At 42.7% G+C, this 21,141-nt stretch carries 20 protein-coding genes and 5 tRNA genes; 4 read left to right on the forward strand and 21 right to left on the reverse strand.

Features of this window, described 5'->3' with window-relative positions:
* The first annotated feature begins 81 nt into the window (after positions 1–81).
* Positions 82–1,305 carry an FG-GAP repeat protein gene (locus BIW53_RS10295; protein ID WP_070991791.1) on the forward strand — a complete coding sequence of 408 codons (1,224 nt, stop codon included), beginning with the start codon at positions 82–84 and terminating at the stop codon, positions 1,303–1,305.
* A 163-nt stretch (positions 1,306–1,468) separates the two neighbouring features.
* Here BIW53_RS10295 and BIW53_RS10300 read toward each other — a convergent pair whose 3' ends face one another.
* The 10 genes from BIW53_RS10300 to BIW53_RS10345 form a co-directional block, all read right to left on the reverse strand.
* Positions 1,469–1,876, reverse strand: a complete 408-nt coding sequence (locus BIW53_RS10300) for a GNAT family N-acetyltransferase (RefSeq protein ID WP_070991792.1) — start codon at positions 1,874–1,876, stop codon at positions 1,469–1,471.
* Between the two features lie 112 nt (positions 1,877–1,988).
* Entirely contained in the window at positions 1,989–2,534 is a 546-nt protein-coding gene (locus tag BIW53_RS10305; protein WP_070991793.1) for a DUF7010 family protein, read from the reverse strand.
* 461 nt (positions 2,535–2,995) lie between these two features.
* A complete protein-coding gene (locus BIW53_RS10310) occupies positions 2,996–3,454 on the reverse strand; it encodes a hypothetical protein (RefSeq protein ID WP_070991794.1) in 459 nt (152 codons plus the stop codon).
* Between the two features lie 447 nt (positions 3,455–3,901).
* The gene (locus BIW53_RS10315) at positions 3,902–4,309 is read right to left on the reverse strand and encodes a VOC family protein (RefSeq protein WP_070991795.1); all 408 of its coding nucleotides are present in this window, start codon (positions 4,307–4,309) and stop codon (positions 3,902–3,904) included.
* Positions 4,310–4,380: 71 nt separating this feature from the next.
* Positions 4,381–4,800, reverse strand: coding sequence for a helix-turn-helix domain-containing protein (locus BIW53_RS10320; protein ID WP_070991796.1), 420 nt, complete (start codon positions 4,798–4,800; stop codon positions 4,381–4,383).
* Positions 4,801–5,380: 580 nt separating this feature from the next.
* A tRNA-Phe gene (locus BIW53_RS10325) sits at positions 5,381–5,456 on the reverse strand.
* Positions 5,457–5,532: 76 nt separating this feature from the next.
* Positions 5,533–5,608, reverse strand: a tRNA-Thr gene (locus tag BIW53_RS10330).
* Positions 5,609–5,619: 11 nt separating this feature from the next.
* Positions 5,620–5,695: transfer RNA gene (locus tag BIW53_RS10335), tRNA-Phe, on the reverse strand.
* Between the two features lie 191 nt (positions 5,696–5,886).
* A tRNA-Thr gene (locus BIW53_RS10340) sits at positions 5,887–5,962 on the reverse strand.
* A gap of 11 nt (positions 5,963–5,973) precedes the next feature.
* Positions 5,974–6,049, reverse strand: a tRNA-Phe gene (locus BIW53_RS10345).
* 355 nt (positions 6,050–6,404) lie between these two features.
* Between BIW53_RS10345 and BIW53_RS10350 the strand changes: the two genes are divergently transcribed.
* Entirely contained in the window at positions 6,405–9,194 is a 2,790-nt protein-coding gene (locus BIW53_RS10350; RefSeq protein ID WP_070991797.1) for an ATP-binding protein, read from the forward strand.
* A 74-nt stretch (positions 9,195–9,268) separates the two neighbouring features.
* Here BIW53_RS10350 and BIW53_RS10355 read toward each other — a convergent pair whose 3' ends face one another.
* The 4 genes from BIW53_RS10355 to BIW53_RS10370 all read right to left on the reverse strand — a co-directional run bounded on the left by BIW53_RS10355 (position 9,269) and on the right by BIW53_RS10370 (position 12,737).
* The gene (locus tag BIW53_RS10355) at positions 9,269–9,451 is read right to left on the reverse strand and encodes a hypothetical protein (protein WP_070991798.1); all 183 of its coding nucleotides are present in this window, start codon (positions 9,449–9,451) and stop codon (positions 9,269–9,271) included.
* Between the two features lie 109 nt (positions 9,452–9,560).
* On the reverse strand, positions 9,561–10,691 hold the full coding sequence (locus BIW53_RS10360; RefSeq protein WP_070991799.1) for a sodium ion-translocating decarboxylase subunit beta: 1,131 nt from the start codon (positions 10,689–10,691) through the stop codon (positions 9,561–9,563).
* Positions 10,692–10,700: 9 nt separating this feature from the next.
* Positions 10,701–12,488 carry a sodium-extruding oxaloacetate decarboxylase subunit alpha gene (oadA, locus tag BIW53_RS10365; RefSeq protein WP_070991800.1) on the reverse strand — a complete coding sequence of 596 codons (1,788 nt, stop codon included), beginning with the start codon at positions 12,486–12,488 and terminating at the stop codon, positions 10,701–10,703.
* A gap of 12 nt (positions 12,489–12,500) precedes the next feature.
* Entirely contained in the window at positions 12,501–12,737 is a 237-nt protein-coding gene (locus tag BIW53_RS10370; protein ID WP_070991801.1) for an OadG family protein, read from the reverse strand.
* Between the two features lie 410 nt (positions 12,738–13,147).
* On the opposite strand from BIW53_RS10370, the gene BIW53_RS10375 reads away from it, so the two are divergent.
* Positions 13,148–13,612: a YcxB family protein gene (locus BIW53_RS10375; RefSeq protein WP_070991802.1), complete on the forward strand. Its 465-nt coding sequence runs from the start codon at positions 13,148–13,150 to the stop codon at positions 13,610–13,612.
* Between the two features lie 36 nt (positions 13,613–13,648).
* Here the strand turns inward: BIW53_RS10375 and csrA are convergent, their stop codons facing one another.
* The 7 genes from csrA to BIW53_RS10410 all read right to left on the reverse strand — a co-directional run bounded on the left by csrA (position 13,649) and on the right by BIW53_RS10410 (position 20,359).
* Positions 13,649–13,840 (reverse strand): carbon storage regulator CsrA, encoded by a 192-nt coding sequence (csrA, locus tag BIW53_RS10380; RefSeq protein WP_070991803.1) that lies wholly within the window; start codon positions 13,838–13,840, stop codon positions 13,649–13,651.
* 102 nt (positions 13,841–13,942) lie between these two features.
* A complete protein-coding gene (locus tag BIW53_RS10385) occupies positions 13,943–15,142 on the reverse strand; it encodes an aspartate kinase (RefSeq protein WP_070991804.1) in 1,200 nt (399 codons plus the stop codon).
* A 3-nt stretch (positions 15,143–15,145) separates the two neighbouring features.
* Positions 15,146–17,749: an alanine--tRNA ligase gene (gene alaS / locus BIW53_RS10390; protein WP_070991827.1), complete on the reverse strand. Its 2,604-nt coding sequence runs from the start codon at positions 17,747–17,749 to the stop codon at positions 15,146–15,148.
* Between the two features lie 4 nt (positions 17,750–17,753).
* Positions 17,754–18,218, reverse strand: coding sequence for a regulatory protein RecX (locus BIW53_RS10395; RefSeq protein WP_070991805.1), 465 nt, complete (start codon positions 18,216–18,218; stop codon positions 17,754–17,756).
* Positions 18,218–19,015 carry a BPSS1780 family membrane protein gene (locus BIW53_RS10400; protein ID WP_070991806.1) on the reverse strand — a complete coding sequence of 266 codons (798 nt, stop codon included), beginning with the start codon at positions 19,013–19,015 and terminating at the stop codon, positions 18,218–18,220. The genes BIW53_RS10395 and BIW53_RS10400 overlap by 1 nt, the downstream gene beginning before the upstream one ends.
* Positions 19,016–19,110: 95 nt before the next feature.
* Complete coding sequence (locus tag BIW53_RS10405; RefSeq protein WP_070991807.1) at positions 19,111–19,737, reverse strand: GTP cyclohydrolase II; 627 nt, start codon at positions 19,735–19,737, stop codon at positions 19,111–19,113.
* Between the two features lie 115 nt (positions 19,738–19,852).
* Positions 19,853–20,359, reverse strand: coding sequence for a DUF3087 domain-containing protein (locus BIW53_RS10410; protein ID WP_070991808.1), 507 nt, complete (start codon positions 20,357–20,359; stop codon positions 19,853–19,855).
* 130 nt (positions 20,360–20,489) lie between these two features.
* Between BIW53_RS10410 and BIW53_RS10415 the strand changes: the two genes are divergently transcribed.
* Positions 20,490–21,122, forward strand: coding sequence for an energy transducer TonB (locus BIW53_RS10415; protein WP_070991809.1), 633 nt, complete (start codon positions 20,490–20,492; stop codon positions 21,120–21,122).
* Positions 21,123–21,141: the final 19 nt, after the last annotated feature.

Here is a 21,141-nt window from a genome sequence, read left to right on the forward strand (position 1 = left end):
ACTTCGCCGATTATCCCTTGTTATGCTGATACGAGTTACATACAGTGAACTTTTACCTTAATCCAACACATGGAAGTAATAATGAAATCTGGCTTTATTTTTAAATGCTTACCCTGTTTTACCTTATTAGTAACTTGTCAAAGTTATGCGGTTTCGCAAAAGTTGTTGCCCGACAATGGTCAAGCCGAAGACCAATTTGGTTATAGTGTTGCGATAGATGGCACAACCGCCTTAGTGGGAGCCCTAAACGCTGATGCTAACAACATCAAGGACTCCGGGGCTGCCTACGTTTACACTCTTAGCGCTAAAGGGTGGCAACAACAAGCCAGGTTAACCGCGCAGCCCGCTCATGCTGGAGATACCCTTGGCGGCAAAGTAGCACTCAAAAACCACTTGGCCGCGTTAGGAGCAAGCAGAAGAGATGATAAAGGAGAAGACTCAGGTGCCGTGTTTACTTTTGAGAGAAAAGCAGACTCATGGCCCCAAAGACAGATTTTAACCGCCATAGATGGCAAAACGGGCGACGCATTTGGTCAAAGCATCGCGTTGACAGAGCGCTTTCTTGTTGTTGGTGCGCCTCGTAGTGATGCCCCACATGAAGACTCAGGATCAGCCTACGTTTACATGCGAGACAAAAATTCATGGCAGTTTCATAGCAAACTCATTGCACAAGATGGCGCGACTGGCGATTTGTTTGGGATCAGCGTAGCGATTGACAACAATACGATTCTAGTTGGCGCTGACTTAAATGATGAACGCGCTGAAAAAGCGGGTGCCGTTTATGCCTATGAGTTTGACGGCAAACAATGGCATCAACAAGCAAAGCTGATGGCAAGTGATGGTGCCAACACAGATATTTTTGGTGTAAGAGTGGCGCTATTTGGTGACACCGCACTCATTTCTGCCAGAAGAGATGATATAGAGGGCATTGGCACAGATGCGGGGTCTGCCTATATCTTTGAGCGTGCAAAAGGCAAGTGGTCTCAGACGCAAAAGTTAATTGCCCCGGATGGTAAAGCCGACGACCGATTCGCCCGTGGCGTGGCGCTATACCAAGACACCGCCCTCATCAGCGCCATGCACCACGATGCCAAGGCTGATAACGCTGGTGCACTGTACGTGTTTAAAAAGCAGCAGGGGCTATGGCGATATACTTCCAAAATCCTCGCCAATGATGGCGCGCCAGAAGACAGATTTGGTTGGAACCTTGCCCTAACAAAACAAAGCGCAATCATCGGAGCTCCACATCGCGACGACAACGGCAATGCCTCAGGCGCTGCTTACATTATAGATTTGCAAGATTAAACGCGGTGTTTTACAGGCGGGTTTATTGGCTGGAGCCTTTAGTTTAACCAGCCTAATTTGCAAGCAGTAAGGGTACTAACTCGGCGTTCTCATAACGTCAAACACAAAGCCAATAAAGAGCCAATAAAGAGCTAGAGGTTAATTCAATACGCTTACTATGTGCCTAATGCTCGTTGCCTGAATATATCCACATAGGCTCTGTTTTACCTGCTCGTTCAAAGCCTAGCGCTTTATAAAACTCAATGGCTCCTGTGTCAGCGCTAAGCATTTGTTGATGAAAACCACTGTAAACAGACTGCATTGCCACCATCATTTTACGCCCTATGCCATTACCATGGTAAGAGGGGTGAACAAGCATATGAGGGTAATATACGACGAGATGACCATCAGATATAGCGTTCCCCACACCTACTAATTTTCCATCTAAACGAGCTGTAACTAGAGTATGGGAGTTACGCAGAGCAGGCAAAAGCTGTTCAGGCTTTTCTGCCGATGACCACTCGTTAGCTCGGTATAACGCTACAATTTCGGCGTCGTCAATCTCGCCATTAAGTTCCACTTTAATATTCATAGCTGCTTCGATTCAGATTGTTCATAGCGCCCAATAATGGGCAAAAAATTGTTAGCTAAAATGTTGAGACACGAAAACATCCAACTGTTTCTTGTTCATATTAACTAGCTAGTTATGCGGTATTTAAAACCACACCTTTTGATTTATTTAGAATAACTAAAGAAAATATAATTTCTGTTAAACCACCAATAAAAGCACCAGTTAAAAAGTTTGCACCAAATATGACACAAAACATACCTGATAGCATAAGCACCGCACCTAAAACCCAGTAGATTCTTGAGCCATATAAAGTGTTAAAAATTAAGTAACGGACACCTATAGCCATGAGCATTATTGGGTAAAACCACTCTACATGCAGCTTTGCCACATAGAAAGCTAAGAACAAACCGACAAACAAAATAATAGTGCTTTCTAATGCAAGTTTACCTAAAGGATTTTTAGGATCATGATTTCCAGGACGTTTAAGTACTTTTGATAACAACATAGCCAGCGGGTGTATAAACATACCACCAAAGAACAAGGTCAGCATACTTGACAGGTTCGAGTAAAATAGCGCAACAAAACCCGCAATACACCACACTAAGCCAGAAACTAAAACACCTGTTCCACCTCCAAAATATGAGAAATTCATATCTTTTTGAGCTTCTTCAAACTTCATGCTTACTCCTTACCCCAGAACTGAATAGCGTTTATTCTACTCAATTTTGGTGGTTTATAATGCTCTAAAACAGCTTGTATTACTTACATTTATAATTCCATCAATATTTACCTTTGTAAACAGCTAACTAAAACAGCCAAAAATTACAGTGTGTCATTTTAAAGCAAAATGGTGATTAATAATGTTATCTGACATGTTCAGGAACCCTGTATAAAATCGGTATAACTCTAATTTTTTGAACTGTGAATAAGTTCTCAGATAAAGGGGGGAATATGTGTAAGAAGCAGGCATATATAGGGGAGTCATCAGCGCGCGGAGCATGTTACACGCGATTATTTGTGTGCGACGACTTATTACAAACATCTTTTAAATAAACACTACTCCCACCAACGATGGTTTTTTATCCGCACTATTTCGAAGGTTCTTCTTTTTCTAACTCAACCCCAATAAATTTAGCGACATCAGCAGAAATAGCCTCTATATCGTGATAAGCCGCATTTCATCTGCAACTTGCCCCTACCATTAACACTGACAGCAAACGGAAACGTCTTATGTCCCACTTCTCGCACTTCATTTAGCTCTTGATAAGGCCAGATCAAAAATGAGTGACCATCTTGAAAGTAGGGCGTTAACTTACCGACCACACGATAAAACTCAACGCGATTAAGTGGTTTCTTAATGCCCGCTTTAAGCTGCTCAACTTTTGCTCTGAGTGCAACCAGACTCGCATATTCTTCAATATCTGGGCGACGCTTTAGTGCCCCCTCAAGTAAAGCATCAATATCGGTGTGCATTTGTTCTACCGAGAGCTTTTGCACCATTAACTGTTCGTCTGAAAGGTCAGGAAATATATCTAAGTGACTTTGTTGGCAGCCAGTTAATACAAGCACTGTTGCTATTAGCATTACAACTTTTTTCATTTGATAACCCGCTTGTTGGAATTAACGCAAAGTTATCAACTTTGTTGTGAAGGTTTTGTCGTAAATTTTTCCTTCTATAAAAGTTAGATTTTCTGAGTTGAGCCAAATTCTTGAGTTAATTTTATATGGGTTTCTAATGCGTACATGGGTGCCAACCAATAACGATATTGACAGAGTCCACAATGCTAGGTTTGCAAGCTTGAATGCTGTGCTTCGGAGGTAAGTTAACGCAGCCGGTCAGATTGTTAGATGGCGCCTTTAGCTCTTTAACCGTGTAACACGGTCGGTCAGTTAAGTGGCACAGTCGCGCCACCGGACTTAAAGCCAAGAACCTAGCCGTCTGCTATGTATTGCGTCCATCGGTTTAACTCACAGTCAATGACGGCATTGATAACGCTCAAAGCAGCACCACCGCTGCGGCGTCCTACAGGCTTTACTTGTTGTATTTTAGCGTTGAACCAAACTAAACCAGTTCCCAGAGTTGTCTATGGCCATAGCTTCGATACCATAAAGTTGCTCTGTAGGCGGCTGGATAAATTCCACGCCTTTGGCGACAAGCTCTTCGTACGTTTTTTGGCAGTTTTCAGTTTCAAAAACACCCGCACCAAATGCCCCTTCTTCGATTAAACATCGTATTTTTTCGGCAGAGTCTTTGCTGAACATTGGTCCCTCTTTTGGCTCTGCCAATACCAGCTGAAGTTGGGGCTTAGATTTCGGATATACTGTAAGCCATCTAAAACCGCCCTCCACTTTCATATCATCACCGACCTCAAAGCCGAGCTTATTTTTGTAAAAATCAAGAGCTTCGTCCTGATTAAGTACATATATTGTTGTGTGTGCTATGGATGTGATCATTTATATAATTCCTTTTGTTAATTCATCTTTATTTTATAGAAAAAATCAAAATGATATTTCTCCAATATTGCTCATTTCGCCAATTTACCCAAAAAATGGTAGGCATAACATGCCGGTATAGCCTGCGCAGGAAAACAGTATGCTTCAGTAGACAAAGCCCAAAGCTTACGGCGATATGAACTAGGTGCCATACCAACTCGTTTTAGAAACAATGAAGAAAAGCTGCCAAGACTTGTGTAACCCACTTTCTCGCAAACTTCTGAGACACTAAATTGTTCCGTAATAAGCATTTTCTTAGCTTGTTCTACTCTAAGCCGAATCAAGAATTCGTTGGGTGTTTCTCCATAAGTGTGCTTGAAAACACGCAAGAAATGATAAGGGGACATATATGAATTCTTTGCTATGTCACACAGGCTGAGCGGTGCTTGAAAATTATCTGCAATATACTCCCGGCCAGCATTCAACCTTTTAAATTTATAGTTCGTAGTCATAAAATATACTTTTTAATCCACGTAAAATATAACGGTTCATTAGCGAGGCCCTGCTAGGTCACATACCTTGTGCTCAAAGCTAAGCAAATGCGATTTCACTTAAGAAAAATAAAAAACATACTAGTTCAAATAATATGAGAAATAAAATGGTCATTTGCGAACATCCGCTGCTCTTCATACCAACGAGTCAGTTTATGGGGGTGCTCTGGAATAGGAGAGTACAGTTCATGTTTTCGAGATGGAAAATTTTATAATGGACAAAAATGAAAACTGGCGAACCAAGTCTAAAGAGCAAAGAATAGAGCCGTAACTATGGCTATGAGTACTTATATCCTGTGATTAGCATTAAAAATCGATGGTTATGAGCTATGCATTACTGGGGGGACTTTCAAAGTATACGTAGCTTTGCTTATTCATGCATCGCTGGCAAGTTGATAGGAGTTTCTTAATGTCTATTGGGCAGAGTGTAGCGGAATGGCTAAATCTCTTCTGTTTTACACGACGAAGTTATAGATTTTGTAGGAAATGGGTGTTTTTGTAGGAAACGGTATTTCTAAAATGCGCGCTAAGCGAGAGGGGATGGTGCCCAGAGGCGGAATCGAACCACCGACACGAGGATTTTCAATCCTCTGCTCTACCGACTGAGCTATCTGGGCATAAATAACAACTTTTCCATGCGACTCTCTTAAAAGAGTTTTATGTCCAAGTTTTGTGGCTTTCGCCGAAAATAAATGGTGCCGACTATCCGAGTCGAACGGATGACCTACTGATTACAAGTCAGTTGCTCTACCAACTGAGCTAAGTCGGCACACTAAATAATGGTGCCCAGAGGCGGAATCGAACCACCGACACGAGGATTTTCAATCCTCTGCTCTACCGACTGAGCTATCTGGGCAAAATACTTTTAAGAGAAAATCTAACAAGGATTTTCAATACTATTCCGAACAGCTCTACTTACTGAGCTATCTGGGCAAAATATTTTTCAAAAGAAAATCCATATAGAATTCTCAATACTACACTAAACCGTTCAACTAATTGAACCATCTAGATAAATTTTTGCTTATCTTTTTATTCCTAGCGAGGAAATGGTGCCGACTATCCGAGTCGAACGGATGACCTACTGATTACAAGTCAGTTGCTCTACCAACTGAGCTAAGTCGGCGCACCGAAAAATGGTGCCCAGAGGCGGAATCGAACCACCGACACGAGGATTTTCAATCCTCTGCTCTACCGACTGAGCTATCTGGGCAAACCTTATTTCGCATTAAAAACCAACAAGGATTTTCAATACTATCCCTAACAGCTCTACTGCTTAGCTATCTGGGCGTGCGGCGTATTAAAAGGGTTTTGCCCTTTTAAGTCAACCCTTTTTTTAAAACCAGTGTGCGTTTGAACAGTTTTCAGACAGGATGAGCAAAATAACACTCATTTGCCTAAGCTTTGGTCAATAATTAAAGAATCAATCTTGTCTATATTGAAACGATGCTATCAACGTTAGCTGCTAAAAACGTAGAGAAATTGTAGATATACAGTGTTAGGATTGAATTAGTAGTATGCTTTAAGTCTATTCAACTAGGAATAGCAAAGACTGGAACACTTCAATAATGCAAAACGCTTCGCAAATAAAAATATCAAGCCTGATGCCGTTAATTATCATCACGGCATTAATAACAGGTGCTATTTGTGCCACTGCTAGCTTTTTTATACCCTCAACCCAAAAAGCACCTCAGCTAGATATTCAAGCAACTAAGCTATCTACGCCATTGGCAAGCCTAATGGTCAAGTCAGGCTTTAACGATGCTAAAAAGATGCTAGCAAGCCTTGAGTATGCAACAGATGACATTCAGTACTACTTATATAGTTATACTGGTGCTAGCAAGAGCGAAATTATTTATCAGTCATCAGAAAATGTTCCCGATGCGCTATCAACACTGCATACTCGCCAAGATAACAACATCATAGTGACACATCAGCCTTTGCATGTTGATGGGCAATTAGTGGGCGAACTCATCTTGCGCTATCAAGGTCCTCAGGTTTCGTCGATGGTTTGGCTAAGCTATGCGCTTTTCGCCCTTGCGGGTTTATTCGCGTTATTTATGGCTTGGTGGTGTAACCGTCGGGTGGGGAATGACCTTATAAAGCAAAATCAGCAATTACAAGAAGAACTACAAAGCATTATAGACCAGCAAGATTACCACTCTCACATCACGTCGCAACTTGGCTTTGGCCTTAACCACATTGCGGGCCTCATTAATCAATTGCTCGATCAAATGCAGTCTGTGATTGATAGTGACCAAGAAGTACATAAAGAACTTAAGCAATTACAAACTAGCTTAGAAACAGAGGTACAGGCCCGTACATTGGCGCTTGAAAAAGCGACTCTTAATGCAGAGCGCGCGAGCGAAGCTAAAACCACCTTTTTGGCAACCATGAGTCATGAGATCAGAACCCCAATGAATGGGGTAATTGGCACCATTGATTTACTAAGACAAACAGAGTTAGACGGTGCGCAGCACAGATTAAGCACCATCATTCGTGATTCAGCATTTTCTTTGCTAGGCATATTGGATGATATTCTGGATTTTTCAAAAATCGAAGCTGGAAAATTACAAATAGACAGTCGAACATTTTCAGTGGCTGAGACCATTGAAGAAGTCGCGCGAGTGCTATCATCCGTTGCTAAAAAACGAAAGCTTGACCTGCAATTAGCCATCGCCCCAGATATTCCTAACAACTTAGTTGGCGATACCGTACGAGTGCGCCAAGTGCTCTATAACCTGTGCAGCAATGCCATAAAGTTCACCACTACCGATGAGGATAGACAAGGGTTTGTTAGAATTACCGCTGAGGTGGCACAGAATACCTCTGAACATTACACCTTGCGTTTCACCGTCAGTGACAACGGTAAAGGTATGGATCAGACCCAACTGAGAGAGATCTTCAACCCATTTATTCAAGCCGAAGGCAGTATTACCAGAGAATTTGGTGGCACAGGCTTGGGCCTATCTATTTGTAAAAGCTTAATTGAGTTAATGCTTGGTTCAATTCATGTTTCCAGTGACATCGGCATGGGCAGTGAATTTGTCGTTGAGTTACCATTTAGCACCGAAGGTAAGGTTGAATACGCAAACAAAGGCGTACTGAATCAAAAAGAAGTGATTATGATCACCGCCAACAGTGAGCGCCAAAAGGTACTACAACGCTATCTATCGTTTATGGGGGCGAAAGCGAGCACATATGCTTCGTTTAATGACGCAGACGAATATCAACATAAGCAAGCCATTATTTGGGTATTAGATGGACTAGAAAGCATGGCGAATGTTAACGACCAAATTCGTTCATTGCTTTATTCTCTTGAAAATAGCAATCAGCAAGTCATCGTGTTAAGCACCATGGATGAGGCTGCCATCAATCATAAAAACATTTTTTACCTCAATGCTGCACCACTGTGTAAGACTAGTTTTATGACCGCTGTGCTTGTTGCTGCTGGGTTACATCAACCAAAACAACTCAAGCCAACTCGTACACTCAACAACTACCTTAGCGTTGAGCAAGCCAAACTCGAAGACAGACTGGTGCTGTTAGTAGAAGATAACATACTGAATCAACAAGTACTGACAGACCAACTACATTTGTTAGGCTATGGCGTTGAAGTGGCAGAGAATGGCGAGCAAGGGCTAGAGATCTGGAAAAACGGCACCTACCCTATCATCCTGACCGATTTGCATATGCCCAGAATGTCTGGTTATGACATGGTAAAAGAGATCCGAGACTTAGCCGAGAAAAGTGAAGACATTAACGCCCAGCCATACATCATTGCTGTTACCGCAAACGCATTAAAAGGCGAACGTGAGCGATGCTTAAGCGCGGGTATGAACGATTACATCACCAAGCCAGTTGAACTCAATGTGCTAGAAGCTACTTTGCACAAATATTTGGATAGCATCGCAAACAAGAAAGCACATGCTGACACTACTGCTGAGCACAAGCACACAAGTGAGCCAACAGACGACTTGGAACTTAGTACTAATACCGATCCAATTAATTTAGAAACACTCAGTAAATACGTAAACCACGATGAGGCAAAACAACGTCGCTTCTTTAAGATGTATTTAGAGCAAAGTAACCATCTGACGCGAGAAATATATGGGGCGGTGATCTCAATGGAACAAGATACAATAGTGGAGTCTTGTCATCAGCTCAAGTCGATTTCAAATACCATAGGCGCACAAAAAGTAGCCGAAATCGCCACTGAGTTCGAAGCGCAATGTAAAGCACAGCAGTTAGAGTCCGATACCCTCATTGAGTATCGCGACAAGCTAGAGCAAGCTTACACTCAAGCTACTGAGTTTATCCAAAAATATCTGCAAACCCCTGCACCTAACGATGAATAACCGAGCAGTAACGGGGAAATAAAAAAGAGGCGCTCAACGCCTCTTTTTACAATAACTGTTGCTTTTTACCTTTATTAACCTTCATACCACAGCATATATAAAAGCTTAATAACAAGTGACACCATAATCAGCGGCAATACATATTTGCTATAGCGCTGCATTTTGTTCAATCCGAGTTTATCTTGATAGCGCTCTAATAATGGCACTAGTATCAGCAAGGCAACCACTAAAGACACTAAAATAACGATGATATTCATAGTTTAACGACTTAAAGCGAACGTTTCCTTGTTATAACACGAACCATCACAACAAAAAAAGCGCAGCTTTCACTGCGCAGTCGGTTGGAAGTGAACTGATTTGTTAGGTCTAGCCTACTAACGCCAATAAAATACCCGCCGCTACAGCGCTGCCTAATACACCCGCAACATTTGGTCCCATTGCGTGCATAAGCAAAAAGTTATGTGGGTTTGCTTCAAGGCCTACTTTATTAACAACCCTTGCAGCCATCGGCACAGCTGATACACCTGCGGCTCCCACTAAAGGGTTGATTGGGTTGCTCGACATTCGATTCATCGCTTTTGCCATAAACACACCAGAAGCCGTTCCGATTGAAAATGCCAGCGCTCCCAACACCAAAATTCCTATCGTCTCAACCGTTAAAAACTGATCTGCGGCCAACTTAGACCCAACCGCTAACCCTAAGAAGATAGTGGTGATGTTGATAAGCTCGTTTTGCGCAGTATTACTTAATCTATCTACTACACCACATTCACGCATCAAATTACCTAAACAAAACATGCCCACTAATGGCGTTGCCGCTGGTAAGAACACAATGGTTAAGCTCAACACCAGTAACGGAAATAAAATTTTCTCTTTCTTTGATACCGGTCTCAATTGTGGCATCTCAATATTACGCTCTGCCTCAGAGGTCAAGGCACGCATAATTGGCGGCTGAATAATAGGCACCAACGCCATATATGAATAAGCTGCCACGGCTATCGCACCTAATAACTCTGGTGCTAGTTTTGAGGCCAAAAAGATAGCCGTTGGGCCATCTGCACCACCGATGATGGCGATAGCGGAAGCATCTTTGAGTGTGAACTCAAACCCAGGCACAAAGTTTAATGCAATTGCCCCAAACAGGGTTGCAAAGATACCAAACTGCGCAGCGGCTCCCAGCAACAACATTCTGGGGTTGGCTATCAATGCACTAAAATCAGTTAATGCACCGACTCCCATAAAAATCAGTAACGGAAAGACGCCACTATCTATACCAATGTAATAGACGTAATAAAGCAATCCACCTGGCTCAGCCAGACCCGCAACTGGAATATTAGTTAAAATCGCGCCAAATCCAATTGGCACCAACAACAGTGGTTCAAACCCTCGCGCAATAGCCAGATACAATAAACCACACCCAACCGCCATCATGGCCAGTGCTGGCAGAGTAAAGTTAGCAAGTCCTGTGGCTTGCCACAGATTCAACAATCCGTCCATGCCACTCTCCTATGACAACGCCAGAATGGCTTCACCGGTCGCTACCGAGTCGCCTTCTTTGACTAATACTTGAGACACTGTGCCTGAATGTGTTGCTCTGACTTCGGTTTCCATTTTCATTGCTTCCATGATCAGGACAACATCACCTTTTTCTACCTGATCGCCCGCTTTTACCTTGATCTTAAAGATGTTGCCCGCAAGCGGTGCGTTCATGGTTTCTGATGAGCTAACCGAGGCCGATTGCGGCATTAGTTCACTATCTTGCACTTTTACCTCTTTAAGCTCTCCACCAGGGGCCACAACAACGTCATAGACTTTGCCGTCTACTTGTACACTGTAACGCTCAGCCGTGCTTGTCGGTTTCTTGGCAGGTTGTGCAGTATTTGATTCGTTCTCACTGGCTGCTTTTACTAAACTAGGCTTGGGTTCAAACGCATCAGGGTTGTTTCTATTTTTTAAGAACTTCAGACCAACTTGAGGGAACAGTGCATAAGTCAACACATCGTCTATTTGAGCATCTGCCAGCTCAATACCATCTTCTTGTGCTAATTTTTGTAGCTCTGTTTCAAGGCTCTCAAGCTCTGGTTCAAGCAAATCTGCTGGACGACAAGTAATTGCTTGCGCACCATCAAGTACACGAAGTTGCAGCTCTGAGTTCACTTGAGCAGGTGTTGCACCATACTCGCCTTTGAGTACACCCGCTGTTTCTTTTGTGATGGTCTTATAACGCTCACCGGTAAGCACGTTCAAAACAGCTTGTGTACCAACTATCTGCGATGTTGGCGTTACCAAAGGCAAGAAACCTAAATCTTCACGTACGTTGGGGATCTCTTTCAAAACTGCATCTAGCTTGTCTTGGGCACCTTGTTCTTTTAACTGGTTTTCCATGTTAGTTAACATGCCGCCAGGAACCTGCGCTAGTAGAATGCGCCCATCAACCCCTTTTAAGCTACCTTCAAACGCCGCATACTTCTTACGAACCTCTCTGAAGTAACTGGCAATATTTTCCAGCCCTGCTAGGTCCAAACCTGTATCGCGTGCGGTCCCCTCGGTAATTGCAACAATGGTTTCGGTGGCACTGTGACCATAAGTCATACTCATTGATGAAATTGCGGTATCTAGCATATCGATTCCAGCATCAATGGCTTTTTGGTAAGTTGCTGTACTTAGGCCCGTTGTAGCATGGCATTGCATTGCAATTGGAATCGACACCGTACTTTTGAGCCCACTGATCAGCTGCTCAGCATCATACGGTTTTAATAATCCAGCCATATCCTTAATACAAATAGAGTGGCATCCCATTGCTTCGAGTTTCTTGGCTTGCTCTAGCCACATATCTAGAGTGTGGACAGGACTTACAGTATATGAAATGGTTCCTTGGGCGTGCGCGCCAACTTTAATTGCAGCTTTGATAGCTGTTTCAAGGTTGCGAATATCATTCATTGCATCAAAAATACGAAATACATCTACACCATTTTGATGCGCTCGCTGTACAAACTTCTCTACCACATCATCTGCGTAGTGACGGTACCCCAGCAGGTTTTGACCACGTAACAACATCTGTTGTTTGGTGTTAGGCATGGCTTCTTTCAAGGCACGAATTCTGTGCCAAGGATCTTCACCTAGGTAGCGAATACAAGAATCAAACGTCGCACCTCCCCATGACTCGACAGACCAATAACCTGCTTTATCGAGTTGCTCTGCAATTGGTAGCATATCCTCTAAACGCATACGTGTTGCGAGTAACGATTGGTGCGCATCACGTAATACTAGCTCGGTGAGTTTAAGTTGTGACATAGTTGACCCCTGTTATTTTTTTGTTCTGTACTGTGCAATGGCTGCTGTGATTGCTGCAATATGAGCATTTGAAACACCTGAAAAAGACTTTTTAGGTGTGCGTGTTGCGACTTCTTCTGGCAATTGGGGGTCTGATAGTTTTTCCAAACTCTTCACTGCGAAAATTAAAATCGACAAAAAGACAAATACCCCGACCATCCCCGTCAGCATCAAGTTAGCTGCTTGTAGTAGTAGGCTCATGATATCCATGCTGCTCTCCCCTGCGTCATGTGTTTTGGCAACACACCACGGTTGACTGATTGTTCTTATAAATATTTATACTCCATCATAACAAAACAATGTGACATGTAAATAACATTGTAAATTGGTAATACCAAACAAACTACACAAACATTTTCAGTAACTTACACAAATAACCGTCAAATATGCGTCACATTATTGCTATAAATATGAAAAATATTCAAAATAGTGATGCACAATATCACTTTTGAGGATATCAACACCCACCCAAAGCCAACCTTTTATTTACAGATAAATTGGTCATACCAAAACTTCACTAAAACACTCCGTGTTATACGTGATCGGATTGTTTTCTATAGACTGTTTTACCTAGCGCAATAAGCTACAATAGCCGCGTTTAAGATAATTTGGAGTGCTTAATGTTCACCGAGAAATTCACCCTAGACAGGGAATACTTTAGAGAGTGTTTTGATGAATCACTGCCTTTGAGTGATAGAGCAAAACCCAAATATTCTCTATTAGTATTTCTAATAGTGTTGGCAGTTCTGTCATGGGTGGTGGTTAATAATCAGTATTTGGCGAGCTTTCTAGCTCTAATGGCTGTGCTTGAGGTCATCGCTTTCATTTATCGAAAACCCTGGTGGGTAGCAAGACAAATGATTAGCAGAGCCGCTGGGAGTTTAGTGGTTTTACATATAGATGATGAAGGAATAAAAGCAGTTAACCCGTATAAACAGTATCAGTTTTTGTGGCATGAGATAATACAGGCGCAACAAACTGATAAAGGAATTGTCTTAAAAACAAAGCGAGGAATGCAGTATATTTCTCAGGCAGCAATTAGTAAGCAAGCATTTGATTTTATTTTAGAAAAGACAAAAATATAGCCACTGCGTGGCTATATTTCTTTACAAGCTAGTGGCTTACATATTACCGGTCGAAGGGCTCGACTTCTCAGCTTGTATACGCATATAAATTTCTTCACGATGTACTGACACATCTTTTGGTGCATTTACACCAATACGCACCTGGTTACCTTTTACGCCCAGTACTGTAACGGTAACTTCATCACCAATCATGAGGGTTTCACCTACTCGACGAGTTAGTATTAGCATTCTCTTGCTCCTGTATTCCAATAATTAAAAGATTCCGCGTCTTCGCCATTTTAATGAAAAGTGAGCGTAAAAGTAAGCAAAAAAACAGTACTTCGTTGCACTTTAAGGCAAAAATGTTACATGCAACCGATTAACAACACGTTGTAAGTCAGATCCTGCCACTAAAAACGAAGCCTTTATTTCGGTTGTGCTCATTAACTTGGGATAAATATCTTCATACGCTAACGCATCTAAAGTTTGCGCAAGCACTTCTGGGTGAGACTTTACACCCAAGCCAACCACAGATACTTTTACTAAGCCCTGCTCAAATGTCATTTCGTTGATATCCTGTGCAAATGGCGAAGACTGCAATACCTCCAATACATCTAGGTGATCATTGCTATGCACAGTAAAAGCATAGTCGAAAATCCCTACTTGGCGATACGATTGATGTAACATATCTACTTCAATCTGTAGTTTTGCCAATGCCATCAACAACTGACTAACGGTTTTCACATCACTCGTGCTGAATTTATACAGAACCGCTTCTTGATTGGCTATGCCTGTTACAGGATTATTTGCCACACATCCTTCCTTATAGCTTATCAACGTCCCTTTGTCGGGCTTAAAACTTGATAACACCCGTAACGGGATTTGATAACGACTGGCAGCTTCCACCGAACGTTGGTGCAATACTTTAGCACCCAGACTTGCCAGTTCTAGCATTTCTGCAAAGTGTATTTCAGCTAACCTATGAGCATTGGTAACAACCCTAGGATCGGCGGTGTAAACGCCATCTACATCGGTATATATTTGACACTCGTCGGCTTGTAAAACACCCGCTATCTCTACAGCTGTAGTATCCGTACCTCCGCGCCCTAATGTGGTGATATTGCCTTCACTGTCACGACCTTGGAAGCCCGCTATTATAGTGATCCGATTATGTTCTAATTCTTGCACTAACCGCTGAGTATCAATGTGCTCCACTCGAGCGCGGCCAAACATATTGTCCGTTTTGATACACACTTGATCCGCAAGCAGACTAACCGCAGAGTGGCCACGCTTAATAATTGCCATTGCCAATAGCGCCACGCTTACTTGCTCACCAGTCGTTAAAAGTACATCTAACTCTCGTGCGCTCGGTGCACTATCTATTTGTTTGGCTAGGTTTAATAAACGATTGGTTTCACCAGACATGGCTGACACAACAACCACCACCTGATGGCCTTGTTGCTGGGTCTTGATGACGAGTTCAGCGACAGCCTCAATACGCTCTAACGAGCCTACTGAGGTGCCACCAAATTTTTGAACGATTAACGCCACGAGTTACTGAGTTTTCTCTGCAACCCATTGATTAACGCTTGCTAATGCAGTATCAAGGTGCTGAGGTTCACAACCACCAGCTTGAGCCATATCAGGACGGCCCCCCCCTTTACCACCGACTTGTGCTGCCATGTGATTTACCAACTCGCCAGCTTTAACCTTACCAACTAGGTCTTTGGTAACACCAGCTATCAGGCTCACTTTGTCCCCATTGGCAACGCCTAAAGCAATTACACCAGAGCCCATCTTGTTCTTCAAATCATCAACCATACCGCGTAGCGCTTTAGATTCAGTACCTGCCACATTCGCAACCAATAGCTTGATGCCATTAACCTCAATGGCTGATTCCAACAGTGACGCACCTGCCGCACTGGCTAATTTATCATTCAGTTGCGAAATTTGCTTTTCTAGTACTTTGTTCTTTTCAAGTAAGCTGGTGACTTTTTCCAACACATTATTCATGTCACCTTTTACCAGTGCCGCAATTTCATTTAATTGCTGTTCCTGCTCAGCAACATAGTTAACAGCTTCCACTCCTGTCACCGCTTCAATACGACGCACACCTGCGGCGATACCGCCTTCAGAAACAATTTTGAACAAACCGATGTCACCCGCACGGTTTACGTGCGTACCACCACATAATTCAATTGAATAGTCACCAATTGAAACTACGCGTACTTCATCGTCATACTTTTCGCCAAACAGTGCCATAGCGCCTTTCTCTTTAGCGGCATCAATGTCCATGAGTTCAGTGTTGAGCGCAAAGTTGCTGCGGATCTGGGCATTAACCATATCTTCCACTTCACGAAGCTGCGCTTTGGTTACGCCTTCAAAGTGTGAGAAGTCGAAACGCAAACGATCAGGCATCACTAAAGAGCCCTTCTGTGCCACATGCTCACCCAATACCTGACGCAGAGCTTCGTGTACTAAGTGTGTTGCAGTATGGTTTTTCTTTATGCTTTCACGACGCTGTATATCAATGCGAGCATCTACTTTTTCGTTAAGGCTGATAGTTCCGCTCACGGTGCCATGATGGGCAAATGCATTACCCAACTTAGTTGTATCCGTCACGCTAAACTCACCGCCGGTCACTGTTAACGAACCTGTATCACCAACCTGACCACCTGACTCAGCATAGAAAGGTGTACGGTCAAGCACGACAATACCCTGTTGACCATCTTGTAGCACCGATACAGGCTTACCTTCGTAGAATAACTCAACCACAGTGCCAGTATAATGCTCTGAATCATACCCTTTAAAGTCTGTGGTTTTTTCTGATTTCAGTTGTTCGTTATAGTCAGCACCAAACTTACCCGCTTGCTGCGCCTTTTTACGCTGAACTTCCATACATTCTTGGAAGCCCTGCTCGTCAATCGTCATGAAACGCTCGCGAGCCACATCAGCGGTTAAATCCGCTGGGAAACCATAGGTGTCATACAGTTTAAATACCAACTCACCTGGGATCACATCCCCTTTGATATCAGCAAGGCTTTCTTCCAAAATAGCCAAGCCACGCTCTAGTGTTTTGCCAAACTGCTCTTCTTCGATACGCAATACTTTTTCAATAATAGCTTGCTGTTTAGCAAGTTCAGGATACGCCTGACCCATTTGTTCAATGAGTGCCGCTACCAACTTGTAGAAAAACGCACCGTTTGCACCTAGCTTGTTGCCATGACGAACAGCGCGGCGAATAATACGACGAAGCACATAACCACGTCCTTCGTTAGATGGCATTACACCATCAGATACTAAGAATGCACATGAACGAATGTGATCAGCTACAACACGTAATGATTTGTCTTCAAGGTCTTGTGCATTGGTTACATCTGCTGCTGCTTTAATCAAACCTTGGAACAGGTCAATCTCATAGTTTGAATGCACACCTTGCATGATCGCGGAGATACGCTCAAGACCCATGCCGGTATCCACAGACTGCTTAGGCAGCGGCTCCATCGTGCCATCGGCATGACGGTTATATTGCATAAATACCAGGTTCCAGATCTCAATAAAGCGGTCACCATCTTCTTCAGGTGTGCCAGGGCGACCACCCCATATGTGCTCGCCGTGATCGTAGAAAATTTCAGAACAAGGGCCACATGGTCCTGTATCACCCATAGACCAGAAGTTATCCGCCGTATCAATACGTACGATGCGATCTTCAGGCATTCCCACTTCTTTGTTCCAAATATCAAAAGCTTCGTCATCGGTGTGATATATAGTTACTAGCAGCTTTTCTTTTGGTAGCTGTAATACTTCAGTTAAAAACTGCCAAGCAAACTTGATGGCATCTTGTTTAAAGTAATCACCAAAACTAAAGTTACCAAGCATTTCGAAGAACGTGTGATGACGCGCTGTATAGCCCACATTTTCTAAGTCATTATGCTTACCACCGGCACGTACACAACGTTGTGAGCTAGTTGCTCTGTTGTAAGGACGGCTTTCTGCCCCAAGAAAAACATCTTTAAATTGCACCATACCCGCATTGTTAAATAACAAAGTGGCATCATTGCCCGGGATCAACGAGCTTGAAGGCACAACTTGGTGTTGTTGTTTGGCAAAAAAGTCTAAAAACGCTTGCCTGATCTGTGCGGTAGTCATGTGCTGCATGTGATTATTCACCCATTGTTGCTGCTTGCATTGCAAAATCTATTTCTTCATAGCTAAAGCCACGGTACATCATGTAGCGTATACGCTTTGCTTTTTCTTTATAATCGAGTTTTTCCGGGGTTGTCGCATACTTACGAAGATATGCTTGTTGTGCTAGTTCAAACCAGTCTATTTCCTGTGTTTCAACAAGCTGTATCAAACGGGCTCGATCAACCCCCTTGTTACCCGCGTCGCTCAGTACTCTTTTAAGTCCCAAGCCTTTATTTATCTGTGCTCTTAAAAAGCTCTCACAATACCGATTTTCATCTATATAGCCAAGTGATTCGCACCAAGCGAGTAACTTTTCTATAAACGTTTCATCTGCACCTTTAGCTTTGAGCTTCTGGATAAGCATTTTTTTAGAGTACTCTTGTCTGCCTAGCAGCCAAAGTACGTAATTTTTTAATTTTTGCTGTTCCTGTTCATCCATTATGCGTCAAAGCGCCCTGAATCTTCAGGCTTATGTATAATATCTCGCTTTGTGTCATCTGAGTCAGCTTGCTGCTCGATAAAAATAGCCTGATAGGAAACAAAAAAGCTGATGTAAGCGATAGGCATCACCACCAACAGCGGGATCATGCTTAATGGTACTGAAGCCAACACCAATAGCGTAATCAATAAACCATATACACCGAGCGAAGCCATGTTTGAGTAGAAAACTTTCAATGACAATCCCAACGCTTTAGTAATTCGTGTCTCCCCCTGAAAGAAAACAATAGGTAATGCGTACGCAAATGCCATAATGTTTATCGAATGAGCAATAAAGAACAGTATGACATCAGTCATTGAAATGGTTGCTAATATACTGCTAATCAATACTTCAGGTGATTGCTCTGGAGAGGCATTTTGCATGATGCTCAGAGCCTCTTCGAATAAAATACCAGCCCCCCAAGTCAGGAGGATAACTACACCTAGCTGATAAAGCCCTAAGCGAAACAAGTGTAAACGTCGCCCTTTAGCTGAAAATGCACCAAGTATACTGGCAAGAGAAATGACTTGTCCTTGCTGCTTACTCAATACAGCCATGTAAAACCCAGCCGTAAGAAACGGAGCTGCAAATGCTGCAATTAATTGTAACGGCGGAGCAACCAACGGACTCAACGCAACCGCTACCATAAATACATACATCATAATAAAGGTCATGGGCTGCATTTTAAAAATCTCCCATCCAGCTTTTAACCACTGAACGCCCATCGCTGCTTTAAACACTCTAAACTTGGCTGACATGTTAACTCTATGCTTGTAAAAACTCTGTGATTATACCTATTAGAACGCAAAATGCGACCAACTGGTCGCACTTTACAAACACCTTAACCCATATTTTATTTGGGCTTAGAAATCTTTTTTATGTCCAACATGTGTGAACCATGTTTTACTTTCGTTTCTAGGTAGCTACGGTTGCCTACGTGGCCTGCTTTGATGTGTGCTTGAGTACCTACAACTGCCTCTACTTCAATGCCTGAATCACGTAGCGCGTTAAGTTTATTTGGATTGTTTGTCATCAACTTAACTTTGCTCAAACCAAGCGCATTGAGCATCAATACTGCGTCTGAAAAATCTCTTAAATCATCAGCAAAGCCTAGGTGGTTATTCGCTTCATAGGTATTCATACCCTGCGATTGCAACACATAAGCGTCAATTTTGTTGTAAAGGCCAATACCGCGACCTTCTTGGCGCAAATAAAGAAGCACGCCACCTTGGTGGTGCATACTCTCGATACACTCGTTTAGCTGCTCACCGCAATCACAACGAGATGAATGAAACACATCGCCAGTTAAACATTCGGAGTGCATACGAATTAAGGGGACTGCCTGTGTACTATCCGCCTTGTTAAAAATCAGCGCAACATGTTCCTGACCATCTTTAAGGCCACTAAAAGAAACTATCTCTGCAGGAATATGACTGTATTGCCCTACATTTAACTGAACTCTTGCTCTTACTTCTGCCACGACTTAATTAAGACCTTAAAAATAGATAAGTGTTATAATATCACATCATTGTATTGATGACATAGATATGGAGCCTAAATTTAGAAAAACAAGCGCCACTTCTGCTTATCACCGCCTAAAATTTTTTCAGTATCGCCTCATCATATTGTTGAATATCTAACTTGGCCTGATATTGAGCCGCCAATGAGTCCAACTCAGCCTGCCATATACCCAAGTCTTCTAGAGTAATTGTGTTGTCATCAAGCTCCCATAATTGCTTTGAGCCGCTATAACTAAATTGCATGGCTAACATCGCATCCACATCTCCTTGATGAGCTGCTTTTTTAACCTTGGGCATCTTGCGAGTTACTCTGTTAAGCGCTTGCTTGAGATCCCATACATAAACGACTTCATACATAAATGGATGAGCGCGAAATTTGTTAAGCAACCAGCCAATCACCAGTGCACTTGTTACAACACCAAGCAGGTTCCAGTGAAAGTGACTACCATCTTGATCAGGAAAGAGTGCGATCAAGGCCTGTGAGATCCCCAAACTCCCCGCCGTTAAACAAACAATACATGCAAATATCACCTTATTTAGATGACTGCGATAACGTGCCTTATCAATTTTTTGTAACTGCATAGTAACCCCTAAAAAACAGGGTTTCATTGTATCGTGATCTGAGCACAAAAAAAATTTTAAAAAAATATTCACCCCTTTTGTTGACCTGAACCGTTGTATTAGAAAAAGAAACATACTGACAGGTGCCATTATGCAAGCAATTGAATATCAAAAAGACAATATAAACTATGCTAAATTATCTAGTGCTGTGGCCGGTGGCGCACTGATGACAGGTGCTGCATTTGTTTTTATGCACAATCTAATAGCACAAGATAACGTTCGGGTACCTCAATCTACTCCAGCAATAATTGTGGAACTGCCGCAACTTAAAGAGGACACTCCCTTTGAGGAAAAAAACAAATTGCCTGAACCTCCCAAAATACAGCCTCCGCCACCACGTTTAGTGGCAGAGCCAGCATTGGAACCAACGCTGACTCCCGGTATCCCTTTTGTCCCAGAAGTGCCAACAAATAATGTTAAAATCACGGACCCAACCTTTGCTGAGCAAAGGCAAGAGGCTACGCCAATCGTTAGAAGCGAGCCGAAATATCCCATAGACGCAGCAAGAGATGGCCTTGAGGGCTGGGTGCAACTAAGTTTTTCTATCTCTACGTCCGGTGAAGTTATCAATATAAACGTTACAGACGCAAAACCTAAGCGAACCTTCGATCGCGCTGCCATCGCAGCATTAAAACGCTGGAAGTACCGTCCTAAGGTTGAGAATGGTCAAGCAGTTGTACAAAACAATCAAAGTGTTGTGCTAGAGTTCAAACTAGCTCAGTAGTATTTAGCTGGGGGATATC

The organism is Pseudoalteromonas byunsanensis, assembly GCF_001854475.1.
Lineage (GTDB): Bacteria > Pseudomonadota > Gammaproteobacteria > Enterobacterales > Alteromonadaceae > Pseudoalteromonas > Pseudoalteromonas byunsanensis.